The 12,964-nt window shown below is 43.2% G+C and carries 11 protein-coding genes; 9 read left to right on the top strand and 2 right to left on the bottom strand.

The window, feature by feature from the left end; genetic code table 11:
* Positions 1-73: 73 nt before the first annotated feature.
* The gene (locus AAFF35_RS19305; protein WP_342328169.1) at positions 74-1,966 is read left to right on the top strand and encodes a PAS domain-containing sensor histidine kinase; all 1,893 of its coding nucleotides are present in this window, start codon (positions 74-76) and stop codon (positions 1,964-1,966) included.
* A gap of 1 nt (position 1,967) precedes the next feature.
* Here AAFF35_RS19305 and AAFF35_RS19300 read toward each other — a convergent pair whose 3' ends face one another.
* Positions 1,968-3,356, bottom strand: a complete 1,389-nt coding sequence (locus tag AAFF35_RS19300; RefSeq protein WP_342328168.1) for an MFS transporter — start codon at positions 3,354-3,356, stop codon at positions 1,968-1,970.
* 123 nt (positions 3,357-3,479) lie between these two features.
* On the opposite strand from AAFF35_RS19300, the gene AAFF35_RS19295 reads away from it, so the two are divergent.
* Positions 3,480-3,971, top strand: a complete 492-nt coding sequence (locus tag AAFF35_RS19295; protein WP_074604023.1) for an Lrp/AsnC family transcriptional regulator — start codon at positions 3,480-3,482, stop codon at positions 3,969-3,971.
* Between the two features lie 26 nt (positions 3,972-3,997).
* Here AAFF35_RS19295 and AAFF35_RS19290 read toward each other — a convergent pair whose 3' ends face one another.
* Positions 3,998-4,345, bottom strand: coding sequence for a helix-turn-helix domain-containing protein (locus tag AAFF35_RS19290; protein ID WP_342328167.1), 348 nt, complete (start codon positions 4,343-4,345; stop codon positions 3,998-4,000).
* Positions 4,346-4,446: 101 nt separating this feature from the next.
* Between AAFF35_RS19290 and AAFF35_RS19285 the strand changes: the two genes are divergently transcribed.
* The 7 genes from AAFF35_RS19285 to mgtA all read left to right on the top strand — a co-directional run bounded on the left by AAFF35_RS19285 (position 4,447) and on the right by mgtA (position 12,912).
* A complete protein-coding gene (locus AAFF35_RS19285) occupies positions 4,447-4,980 on the top strand; it encodes a DUF6022 family protein (protein ID WP_342328166.1) in 534 nt (177 codons plus the stop codon).
* Positions 4,981-5,099: 119 nt separating this feature from the next.
* Positions 5,100-5,828 (top strand): hypothetical protein, encoded by a 729-nt coding sequence (locus AAFF35_RS19280; RefSeq protein ID WP_342328165.1) that lies wholly within the window; start codon positions 5,100-5,102, stop codon positions 5,826-5,828.
* Between the two features lie 89 nt (positions 5,829-5,917).
* Positions 5,918-7,078, top strand: coding sequence for an iron-containing alcohol dehydrogenase (locus AAFF35_RS19275; RefSeq protein WP_342328164.1), 1,161 nt, complete (start codon positions 5,918-5,920; stop codon positions 7,076-7,078).
* Between the two features lie 164 nt (positions 7,079-7,242).
* Positions 7,243-7,926 (top strand): response regulator transcription factor, encoded by a 684-nt coding sequence (locus AAFF35_RS19270; RefSeq protein ID WP_342328163.1) that lies wholly within the window; start codon positions 7,243-7,245, stop codon positions 7,924-7,926.
* A gap of 19 nt (positions 7,927-7,945) precedes the next feature.
* Entirely contained in the window at positions 7,946-9,313 is a 1,368-nt protein-coding gene (locus AAFF35_RS19265; RefSeq protein WP_342328162.1) for a HAMP domain-containing sensor histidine kinase, read from the top strand.
* Positions 9,314-9,520: 207 nt separating this feature from the next.
* Positions 9,521-10,231, top strand: coding sequence for an MgtC/SapB family protein (locus AAFF35_RS19260; RefSeq protein ID WP_342328161.1), 711 nt, complete (start codon positions 9,521-9,523; stop codon positions 10,229-10,231).
* Positions 10,228-12,912: a magnesium-translocating P-type ATPase gene (mgtA, locus tag AAFF35_RS19255; RefSeq protein WP_342328160.1), complete on the top strand. Its 2,685-nt coding sequence runs from the start codon at positions 10,228-10,230 to the stop codon at positions 12,910-12,912. The genes AAFF35_RS19260 and mgtA overlap by 4 nt, the downstream gene beginning before the upstream one ends.
* Positions 12,913-12,964: the final 52 nt, after the last annotated feature.

Genomic DNA, 12,964 nt, shown 5'->3' with positions numbered 1-12,964 from the left:
GAGTTAATGATTGAGAAATGAGCAGTAATCTGATATAAATGGTATGAGTCTTGTACCATTAAATCCAGAAGATATGAAAGAAAAAAATGTACCCGCAGTTGAACGCTTAAGCGCATACGAGACCGTACCAGGAATGTTTCTCGTTCTTTCAGAGCAGCTCATGATCCTGACCGCCAGTAATGCTTATTTAAAAGCAAGGGGGGGGAGCAGGGCTGAAATTACCGGGCAGTTTGTCTTTGACGTCTTTCCGCCTGACCCCGCAATTCCTTATGAGTTGGGCTTTGCAGGCTCTCTTCAGGAAGTACTCAGTACGGGTAAACCGCATCAGCTGCCGTTAATACGGCAGGAATTACCCGATCAGGGAAATAAAAACGTTGGAAAGCAACGGTATTGGGATGTCACCCATACGCCCTTTTTTAATGAAGAAGGGGAAATTCAATATATTATTCAACATTGCTTTGACGTTACGGATCTGGTTCAGGCGAAAAAAGGACTGGAACAAGGCGAAAAAGAGCGTTGGGCAAGTGAGAAGCACCTTGGTTTTCTTTTAAATGCCATGCCTCAACAGGTTTGGACAGCTACTGCGGATGGTGTGATCAATTATGTGAATCAGATCTGTTGTTTTGATTTTGGCAAAACGGAGGAGGAACTTAAAAGACTTGGCTGGGAAAGTTTCGTGCACCCGGAAGACCTTCCCGGTTGTTTGAAAGCCTGGAAAAAAGCATTGCAGAGCCAACTGGAATATATGGTAGAATTTCGTCTGCTGATGTGGGACGGACAATATAAATGGTTCCTGGGGAAAGCCATCCCGCTGATGGAAGATGGAAAACTGAGGTTATGGATGGGGACCAATACCAATATTGACCATCAAAAAAGCAATGAACAGAAAAAAGATGAATTTCTGTCTATTGCCAGTCATGAACTTAAAACGCCATTAACCACTATTAAGGCGTTTAACCAGCTCATGAAACGGACCAACGATATCGATAAATTACAGGGTTTCGTGGAAAAGTCTGCCAGTAACATCTTCCGCCTGGAAAAACTCATCAGTGATCTGCTGGATGTGACCAAAATCAATGCGGGTAAAATGAGCTATACGATAAAAGAATTTGACTTCGGTCAAATGCTGCAGGAAAGTGTAGAAAGCGTACAGTATACCTCTCCGAATCATGAATTGATATTGGCGGGAATAGAAAATGTCCTTTATACCGGCGATCGTTTTAGAATTGAGCAGGTGCTGAATAATTTTTTAACCAATGCCGTTAAATACTCTCCGGGAGGAGGGAAGGTCCTGATCAATAGCAAAGTTCAAATGGACAACATCATTGTTTCTGTGCAGGATTTTGGGATTGGAATTGCCAGCAACGATCTTCAGCGGTTATTTGAACGGTACTATAGGGTGGACAATTCTGCTTTGAGGTTTGAAGGTCTTGGTCTGGGGCTGTTTATCTCTTCGGAGATCTTAAAAGGTCATCAAGGCAGTTTTTGGTTAGAGAGTAAACCGGGAGAGGGTTCAACCTTTTATTTCAGGCTTCCGCTGTCGACCACCTCGTCCTTACAACCGATTATTGAAAAACATCTTTTTTATAAGGACGACAGCATAACCGTTTCCTATAATAAACAATACCACCGGCTGGACGTCGACTGGATTGGTTTTCAAAGCTTTGAATCTGTACAGCGTGGCGGAATGCTACTATTGGAAATGTTGAGGGAAAATCAATGCAATAAGATCCTGAATGATAACCGAAATGTTTTGGGCACCTGGTCTGAAGCTTCCGACTGGGCCGGCGAAGTCTGGTTTCCCATGATTGAAAAAGCAGGACTTGAATACTTTGCCTGGATCTATTCGCCAAGTGTATTCAGTCAGCTGTCTGCCAAAAAAAGTGTAGACATTGCCGTTGGGAATGTCGTTACACAATTTTTTACAGATATCAGTTTCGCCGAAGACTGGCTCAATAATAAGTAATTTACTCTCCGGCCAGGGATGGACTTTGAACGGAAACATGCTTTTTTGTATAAGAAGCCAACCAAATTAATGCGGCAAGGGCATAGATACAAAGGACAATGATCGCAGAATTGCTGACTGAATTTCCAGGTCCTTTGGCGATGATGAACAGGGAAAGGATGGACAAACCGATTCCTCCACCCAGAAAGTAAGAGGTGGATGCCAGACTGGAGGCCAGGCCATAATGCTTTGCCGGAATTCCCTGTACCGAAATTACAGACAGGCTGGTATAACAAATGGTCATTCCAAGTCCCGAAACGCAGGCTGCAGAGCACAATAGTAAAATCAGGTTATGGTTCATCAATACAGAGCCAAGAAGGAAGCCTGCTCCACCCACCATCAGCGTCATTCCAAAAACTCCGGTTTGCCATACATTTAGCCTTTTCATCACTGATGGCAGGGCAAACTTAGCAAAGAGCGCAGATAAGAGACTAAAAGGAACAAGCGTCACCCCGGCTTTGGCTGCCGTAAAATGCATGTCTTTTTGTATCAATAAGGACAGGATGAACATATATCCTGTAAAGTAAGCTCCGAGAAGAAGGAATACACCTATGCCGGTAACTGTAGCTTTAGAGCGGAAAAGAGACATATCTATTAAAGGTTCTTTTTGTACTTTTAAGCGGTGCAGGATAATCTTTGTGCCAACAATTACGGCTGTAGCCAGTGCAATCAGCATACCGTAATGTTCGCGTATTGCACCAAGCTCATGAACACTATAGCTTAGCATCAGCAACACAACAACCAATAAGAAACCGGAAATAAGGTCGGGTTTGGATTTGGATTCCTTTACCGGATCAGCCGACAAATAATACCAGGCGAGGATAATGATTGCAGTTAAAACGGGTACGTTAATAAAAAATATCCAATGCCAGCCCCAAAAAGTAGTGATAATTCCACCAAGAGCGAGTCCGCTTCCTGATCCGATCGCCGCAAATGAACTGAATATTCCGATGGCTTTTGCGCGTTCACGAGGTTCTGTAAAAGTATGGGTAACGATAGAAAATGCAGAAGGCATGATTAAAGCAGCACCGATTCCCTGAGCCGCCCGGAAAAAGGCAAGCAGCTCAAAAGATGGAGATAATCCGGCGCCTAAAGAAGTCAGCATAAATAATACCGAACCGGCAATAAAGATATTCTTTTTGCCGATCAGGTCAGAAAGCTTTCCTCCAATGATTAGAAAACCTCCATATAATAGTACATAGAGCGTCTGTAACCATTGTACCTTATCACTGCTTAAGCCATAATCCGATTGTATAGATGGAATCGCCAGGTTGACAATTGCAATGTCAAGGGCTTCTACAAATATACCAACAGAGGCAATGGCGAGGATGAGGTTCTTTCTTTGAATCATATAGTATAATTTTCTTACAAAGGTAAGTGAGGGGAAACAGAGTAAAAATAAGTTCTAATTATTTAGAACAAATGATCATTATTTGTTATTTTCACAGAACAAACGTAATTTTTGATCTTAAATATGGCACTTCAAACAGAACAAGTCGGACAAGCACCTATTGTATTAGACGATAAAGACTATGAAATCCTCAGGCTACTCCAGGAAAATTCGAAGTTAACCATTCGTGAAATTGCCTCAAAAGTACACCTGAGCCCAACGCCAACGCATGAACGGATCAAACGACTTGAAAGGGAAGGGGTGATCAGAAAATATGTAGCCCTGCTCGACAACCGGAAAATCAACAAAGGAATTACTGTTATTGTGCAGATTTCTCTGAAAGAACACAATAAAAGAGCTGCTCAGGAATTTATTGACGCAGTCCTAGATTTTAAGGAAGTCACGGAATGTTATAACATTTCCGGAGATTTTGATTTTATGCTCAAAATTGTAGTAGAAAGCATGGGAAGCTTCCACTATTTTTCTGTAAATAAACTGAGCGAAATCTCCGGAATTGCACAGACCAAAAGCATTTTTGTGATGGATACGATTAAAGAAACGCCACTATTGTTGTAAAATGTGACGCTTTTTAGCTTGCAATTTTATTTGTATTTAATATCTGCGGTCTGCATCAGTGTCTGACCATAATTGGCTAACAGATCGATCACCGGAAGTGCTTGCATTCCTTTTTCACTAAGCTGATAATCTACCCGTGGAGGTTTCTCCCGATAAATGGTCCGGCTAATCATACCCTTTTCTTCCAACTCGCGGAGCTGAGTAATGAGCATCTTATCTGAAATGTGCGCAATGCGGTCTTTTAGTTCCCCATAGCGCAAGGCCTGGGTCCGCAATGATACAATGATCGGAATCTTCCAGACGCCACCAATATGAGCCATGGCAAATTCAACCGGACTATAGTATACTTTGTTTTGGTGGATGAAGTCCTTCATGTGGTAGTGGTTTGTTGTTGTTTTCTTTATAGACGAAAAAGTATATAAAGGCAAAATAAAGAAAAAAAGAGGCAGGTTTGCTTTCAGATAAAACTTAAATTATGAAAACAATTTATGCAGAAAGTTCCATTCATGCCATCGGTGCATTCATTCAGGAACACATAGAACAAAATTGGAAAGTAATCCTTCGAAATCACCCTCTGAAATTACTAAAGGCTTACGAGGAGCTGTCGGAAGCCGCTTATGGGGTATATTTTCAATTGCTACTGGAACCTGTTATCAAAGAGTTGAGAAAGAAAGGCTTCCGAATGCGGCCTAAACTTCCCGGAGATTTAAATATTTCCCGGGAATGGGGGGAAGAAAATTATAGAGAGCGCTGGATATGGACGGCGATCAAATATGCAGATGGTAGAGATTGCGGTACAATTGTAACGGCGATCTTTCATGACCATACGGATTTTCGGATTCCGGAGATGCCCCTGATCCGAACCCTGATGTCAACGGCAAAGAAAGAGGTGATCGATGAGCTTTCTGCTATTTCTCCAGACTTTGCCCGGGCAAAAGATACAAAAACCGAGTACGCAGAGTATCTGGAATATCTTGCCGGGCAATCTGTTCAGGAAAATCTGTCCTGAAATTGATGTTCGGTCGGCTCAGCTAAAAATTCATTGTTGTCTGACTATAAATTGAGGGGTGTTTGGTGTAACAAGAGCGCTGCAAATCAATCTTATAACAGAACCAAACCCCCTGAATTATGAAATTATCAATTACCTTTTTATTGCTTTTAACCGTTTCCGTCTTAAGTGCTCAGGATAAGCTCATCCCCTCGAAAAAGAATGGGACAGAGAAATGGATTAAAAATGAGCAATTTCAAATGAAATGGTACGTCCTGAAAGATACCTCGAAATTTGAAATCGGATCAGTCGACACCAAAATTGCCCTCGGTAAAGAGAAGGTGACCGTGACGACAGCCGTAGCAATGAAACAAATGAAAGGGCAATGGGCAGATACTACCATCGCCTTGCGCAAAAATCTAAAACCCTTATACCATTCTTCTTTTAATGCACAACGTGATATGGCGCTTAATTTCAACGAAGTGGTGACCGGATTTTATAACGATAAAATAAAAAAAACAAAGAACGATATCAATGAGGCAACGGCAGCAGCCTATTTTGATAGCAATTTGTACCCCACGCTTGTCCGTTGGTTACCCTTAAAGGAAGGATATGAACAGGAGATCTCCATTTTTGAATATAATCCATCGGGCAAAAAAGGAGTCATTAGTGCTTTTGTTAAGGAAGTGAAAAGAGGAACCTTTCAGACCCGGAAATCAGGAGTAAGAAAGGTCTGGGTGGTTAGCGTAGCTGATGAGATCTCCAATAATACGTTGAGTACGTATTATATTGATGAACAGGACAGGAAGCTCTGGAAACACGATATCAATGCCGGTCCAAGAAAGATGAGTATGGAAAGGGTGGAGTAATATGACATTCTAAGGGTAATAAATGCGGCAAACTCCTTGGGATTACCAGCTATGGGTGATAATTTTGCTTCATTACAAATCCTATAGAAATGTTAAATTTTGAATTTAAAAACCCAACCAAGATCATTTTTGGAAAAGGTGAAATAGAAAAGATAAGTAGAGAAATTCCAACCGGAGCTAAAGTAATGATGCTTTATGGGGGTGGAAGCATCAAAACCAATGGTGTATATAATCAGGTAATCGATGCATTAAAAGCCTTTGAAGTGATCGAGTTTGCCGGAATCCCTGCAAATCCGGAATATGAAGTATTGATGCAGGCCTTGAAAGTGATTAAAGAAGAAAAGATCACTTATATGCTCGCTGTTGGTGGTGGATCCGTAATTGATGGGGTGAAATTCCTTTCTGCTGCGGCCGTGTATCAGGGAGAACATCCATGGGATATCTTAACAAAGAGCATCAGAACTGAAGTCGGATTGCCTTTTGGTTCGGTGCTGACCTTACCTGCAACAGGTTCAGAAATGAATTCCGGTGCCGTAATCACCCGTGCAGAAACCCAGGAAAAGCTGGCTATGGGTGGACCAGGTTTATTTCCTGAGTTCTCTATCCTTGATCCTGAGGTGGTGAAATCCATTCCGAAACGTCAATTGGTAAATGGCGTAACCGATGCTTTTACCCATGTGTTGGAACAATATATGACTTATCCTGCAGGAGCACATTTGCAGGATCGTTTTTCAGAAAGTATTCTGCAGACGCTGATAGAAGTGGGCCCGAAGGTGATAGAAAACCCTGCAGACTATGAAGCTGCGGCTAATTTTATGTGGAGCTGTACGATGGCGCTGAATGGCCTGATTCAAAAAGGAGTACCTACGGACTGGGCAGTACATGCTATGGGGCATGAGTTGACCGCTTTATTTGGTATTGACCATGCGAGAACACTGGCAATCATTGCGCCAAGTCATTACCGTTATAACTTTGAAGCGAAGAAAGAAAAACTTGCGCAATATGGTCGTCGCGTATGGGGAATCCAGGAAGGTACAGTAGAGGAGATCGCAACGGTTGCCATCGCAAAAACTGAAGATTTTTTCCATGCGATGGAGATTAAAACAACGCTTGGGGAATATACTGATGATTATGAAGGAACGGCAGAGAAAATCTCTAAACGCTTCACAGAAAGAGGATGGTTAGGATTAGGTGAGCATAAAACACTTTCTCCTTCAGATGTAGAAAAAATCGTAGCAATGAGCTATTAATATATTCTGTTAAACAGGGGCACCAGTTCCGGATCTTAATTTTAGGATCTGGAACCGGTGCTTTTTTTTGCCCATGCTATCCGAGGGCTTATCTGTACTTCGGATGTCGGAATCCGAAATAATTCTGGATATTTGCCGGAACAAGCCTTTTTTAATTTATCAATATGGAGTTGTTATTAGTGGAAGATGATCTTCGTGTTTCTGAACTCATTAAACGAGGGCTGGAGGAACAGGGCTACCTGGTTACACTGGCTTACGACGGATTGATGGGAAAGAAATTAATGACCTCCAACCGTTACGATCTGATCATTACGGACATTGTGCTTCCACAGATGAATGGGATTGAGCTGTGTAAAGAAATCAGAATGATCTGGCCTGAAATTCCGGTCATCATGCTCACTGCCCTCGGTACCACAGATGATAAAATCGATGGTTTTGATGCCGGTGCCGATGACTATCTGGTGAAACCTTTTGACTTCCGTGAGCTTCATGCAAGAATAAAAGCCCTGTTGAACCGTTCACAAAGCACTTTGCACGCTCCGGTAGCGAGCGTATTAAAATATGCAGACCTGGAAATGAACCTGCAAACAAATGTAGTGAGCAGGATGGGAATGGAAATCAGCCTTACTCCTAAAGAATTTAAGCTCCTGGAGTATATGCTGCGGAATAAAGAGCGGATTCTGACACGGACGGAGATTGCAGAAAAAGTATGGGATACTCATTTTGATACCGGAACGAACTTCATCGACGTCTATATGAACTACCTTAGAAAGAAAATCGATAAGAACTTTGATCATAAACTAATTCATACCAAAACCGGAATGGGCTTCATTTTCAAAGAAAGCTGATCCTGTAAAACATAAGACCTTGAAAATCCGCTATAAACTCAGCCTTTTATTTACCCTGCTTTTTGCGGTGATCATCTCGGGATTTGCCTTTTTTATTTATTTCTCCTCTGCAGAAAACAGGGAGGAGGAGTATTATAAGCGCCTGAGACAATTGGCGGTGACTAAAACCAATCTGTTGCTGGATGCTAAAGTAGCACCAGGTGTTTTACAAACGATCTATAAAAATTCGCCCGGTTCTTTATTTCAGGAAGAAGTGGCGGTTTATGATACGGATTTTCATCTGTTGTACCATGATGCGGTAAATATTGATAAGATTAAGGAAACCAGGGAGATGATTGCCGAGATTGTCAGCAGGGGAGAGATTCAGTTTAACCAGGGACAACTTCAGGCAGTCGGCTTTTTATATCGGTATAAAGGAGCAGATTATGTGATCACTGCCGCCGCAAAAGACGAATATGGGTTGATAAAGTTGGGTAACCTTCGTTTTATCCTGATTTTATCTGCGATTGGAAGCATGACTCTGACGGTTTTTGCAGGTTACTTTTTTGCAAAACATGCCCTGAAGCCAGTGGCAGAGATGGTTGATGAAGTAGAAGAAATTACGGCTAAAAATCTTGACCTGAGGCTTAAAGTGGAGAACAGTAAAGACGAAGTCGGAGAGCTGGCCATTACGTTTAACCGGATGCTCGACAGAATTGAGAACTCCTTTGATGCCCAGAAAGAATTTGTCTCCCATATCTCTCATGAGCTCAGAACTCCATTGGCTACCGTAATTGCGGAACTGGAAATCTCTCAGAATAAAGAACGAAGTACAGCCGAATACAAAAAAGCGATCGAACTGGCCTTAACGGATGCCCGTAAACTGGCCCGTTTAAGTACTAATTTGCTGAACCTCGCCAATGCGAGCTATGATCCGGCAGAGATCAGCTTTAAGGAAATCCGTCTGGATGAAGTGCTGCTGGACGCAAGAACGGAGGTGATGCACAACCAGCCTGGATACCAGGTGAACATCATCTTTGATCAGGAAGCGGAAGACGATGATTTTATCTCGATCCAGGGGAACGAGCACCTGTTAAAGGTTGCCTTTATCAACCTGATGGAGAACAATTGCAAGTTTTCTGAAAACCAGGAATCTGTGGTCTCCATTTCCTATTATAAAGAAAAAACGATCCTGCGCTTTTCGGATCAGGGGATCGGCATTGCCGAAAAAGACATTGAAAACCTCTTTAAACCTTTTTACAGAGGGAATAATAAAGAATATGCAGAAGGGAATGGCATCGGCCTTGCCCTGACTAAAAAAATTGTTGACCTCCACAACGGAGAAATTCTGCTGACCTCCAAAGAGAAGGAAGGAACTACCTTTATCCTCATTCTAAACCACGTTTAGTAAAATCCAGCCTTTTTCTAATGACTTTCTAATGTCATTCTAATGGTTCCCTAACGGGGATCCGTCAGGGCCTGCCTTACTTTTGCATCACAATAAAAAAACAAACCCTATGGATAAGCCTCCGTGTGATAAGCCATTATTTTTTCAACTTCCCTCCTCAGAATAGTGCTTTGTTGCTGTACCTGAATTGGGACAACAACAAAAGCCATGTTAACTACATTAGACTTCACAACCCGCCTGTTGCTGGCGCTTACTTTGGGCGCAGGAATCGGCATAGAACGCCAATGGCGTCAACGCATTGCAGGTTTACGCACCAATACGCTGGTGTCCCTGGGTGCTGCAATCTTCATTACGCTCGCTGTAAAAATCGGTGGGGATGCCAGTGGCAGAGTTGCCTCCTATATTGTTAGCGGCATCGGATTTCTAGGTGCAGGCGTCATCATGAAGGATGGAACGAATGTGCGCGGACTCAATACCGCAGCCACACTCTGGTGTTCTGCCGCCATCGGCGCGTTGTGTGGAATGGGCTTTATTTCGGAAGCAGCCATCGGCGCCGTCTTTATCGTGATGGCACATCTAATGTTGCGCCCATTGGGCCTGAAGCTTGGTAAAATCTCCATTTTTCATAAAAGCGAATCCTCAGACACAGAATACCTGATCTCCATCAAGTGTAAAGAAACTGTAGAAAATCACATTCGTGTCCTCTTGCTGCAACACTTGGGCAACCATGATAAATTAATGCTGAGGGCATTGACCAGCAGCGATAATGGTGATCCCGCAAATGCGGTCATCACTGCAGAGATCATTGCTGCGGGTAATCAGGACGAGTTGATGGAGAAAATGGTGAGCAGACTAACGATAGAGAGCGAGGTGATGCGGGTGAGCTGGGAATTAACAGGACAACAATCAGAGTTATGAAAACACTAAAAATGAACCATCAGAAAGCGGTCTCAGGCTTCGATGATGTCGCAGTAACCAAATTGAGAAATGCTTCAAGGGGAAATCAGGATTTCTTTTATGCCATGCTGAGCAGCAATAAAGAAGGACTCGGGCCATCCCAAGTTGCAGAAAAGAGAAAGATGTTCGGATTAAATGAAATTCAACATGAAAAAGCACCGGCCTGGTATGTTCAGCTATTTCAAGCCTTTTTAAACCCTTTTATTGCGGTGTTGATGTCTTTGGCCGTCATTTCATTTATCATGGATGTATGGTTGGTTAAAACGCCCGAGCGGGACTATAAAACGGTGATTGTAGTAGGTCTGATGGTGGTGTTAAGTTCATTATTGCGCTTCTGGCAGGAATACAGCAGCAACCGTGCGGCAGAACAATTGAAAAGCATGGTGAAAACTACAGTCAATGTGCTCCGTAAAATAGGGGGGAGGAAGGAGATTGATATTAAAAATATCGTTCCGGGAGATGTGATCTTTTTGAGTGCAGGAGATATGATCCCGGCGGATATCCGCATCATTCAGTCAAAAGATCTGTTTGTAAGTCAGGCGATGCTGACCGGGGAATCTCTTCCTCTGGAAAAGAACGGAGAACTCATCCCGGATGCCGATCATAAGTCTCCTTTGGAATTGGATAACATCTGTTTTATGGGGACCAATGTGCTGAGTGGAACGGCAACGGCTATTGTCGTAACGACCGGCAATCTGACCTATTTCGGTTCTATTGGGAAAGCGATAACCGGAAAACGTGCGGAAACAAGCTTTGATAAAGGAGTCAACAAAGTGAGCTGGCTGCTGATTCGCTTTATGCTGGTGATGGTGCCGCTTATTTTCCTGCTGAACGGATTGAGCAAGGGCGATTGGTTTGAGGCTTTATTGTTCGGAATTGCGGTTGCAGTAGGCCTCACTCCGGAAATGCTGCCTATGATTGTGACGGCAAACCTGGCCAAAGGAGCAAAGAACATGAGCAAACGCAAAGTGATTGTGAAACGGCTGAATGCCATTCAGAATATCGGGGCGATGGATGTGCTTTGTACAGATAAAACAGGGACGCTGACGATGGATAAGATCATTCTGGAAAGGCACTTGAACGTATTTGGTGAAGAAGATGATGAGGTGCTGAAATGGGCCTATTTCAATAGTTTCCATCAGACCGGATTGAAAAATCTGCTTGATCTGGCTGTTTTGGAGCATGTAGAACTCCATGATTACCTGAAGGTGGAAGAAGACTATCTGAAGGTAGATGAGATTCCGTTTGACTTTCAGCGGAGACGCATGAGTGTGATCCTGGAGCAGAAAAACGGAAAACAGCTGCTGATCTGTAAAGGAGCAGTAGAAGAAATGCTTGACCTCTGTTCGCATGCATTCGATCCGGGAGAAGATCGCCGGCTTCACATCGAAAAAGATGGCATTGTCCCTATGGATGAAACCATGAGGAATACCGTGCTCCGCATTTCCCGTAAACTCAATGCAGATGGGCTAAGGGTGCTGCTGGTTGCGATAAAAGAACATGAAGAACGCCCGGCAAACTATACGGTAGGGGATGAGCAAAATATGATCTTAACGGGCTTTATCGGCTTTCTTGATCCGGCAAAGCCCTCCGCTAAACCTGCAATTGAAGGATTGCAGAAACTGGGCGTCAGCATAAAAGTCCTGACTGGTGATAATGATATCGTGACAAGGAAAATCTGCAGGGATGTAGGAATTCCCTTTCAGCAGGTCTTATTGGGCAATGAACTGGAACAGATGAATGATGAGGAGCTTTCTGCCCGGCTTGCGGAGACCAGTATTTTTGCCAAGCTCAGTCCGATTCAGAAATCAAGGATTGTGAAATTGCTGCAGCTGAAAGGTCATACCGTTGGTTTTATGGGCGATGGGATCAATAATGCTGCCGCGCTAAGAGATGCAGATGTGGGCATTTCAGTAGATACGGCTGTAGATATTGCCAAGGAAAGTGCCGATATCATTTTGCTGGAAAAGGACCTGATGGTACTCCGCACAGGGGTGATTTATGGACGCAGGACCTTTGGAAACATCATCAAATACATCAAAATGACTGCCAGTAGCAATTTTGGAAACATGTTCAGCATGCTGGGGGCCAGTGCATTTCTTCCCTTTTTACCCATGTTGCCAATCCACCTGTTGATTCAGAATCTCTTGTACGACATCTCACAGATTTCTATCCCCTGGGACAGAATGGATGAGGATTTCCTGGAGAAACCTCAAAAATGGGATGCCGCAGGAATCAGCCGGTTTATGATGTACATCGGGCCGATCAGCTCCATCTTCGATTATGCCACATTTGCAGTGCTGTTCTTCGTTTTTAAAGCCAATGCCCCGGAACACCAGACCCTGTTCCAGACCGGCTGGTTTGTAGAAGGACTGCTGTCACAAACGCTGATCGTACACCTGATCCGGACCCGGAAAATACCTTTTATTCAAAGCTGGGCAACGACGCCGGTAGTTGCATCAACGACCTTGATTATGCTGGTTGGAATCGCAATTCCTTTTAGTCCTTTTGCCGGAATATTGAAGCTGCAAGCCTTGCCGCTTACCTATTTTCCATGGCTCATTGGCATCCTGACTGGCTATTGTTTACTAACTCAGTATGTGAAAACTTTGTTCATTAAAAAGTTTAATCAGTGGCTATAAGTATTTGAATAAGAATTATTTAAAAATTGTTAAAATAGAGAGTTTAGTCCTT

The sequence above is a fragment of the Pedobacter sp. FW305-3-2-15-E-R2A2 genome (assembly GCF_038446955.1).
GTDB lineage: Bacteria > Bacteroidota > Bacteroidia > Sphingobacteriales > Sphingobacteriaceae > Pedobacter.
The sequence above is the reverse complement of the archived record's forward strand: the minus strand, read 5'-3'. Positions and strand labels throughout refer to the sequence as shown.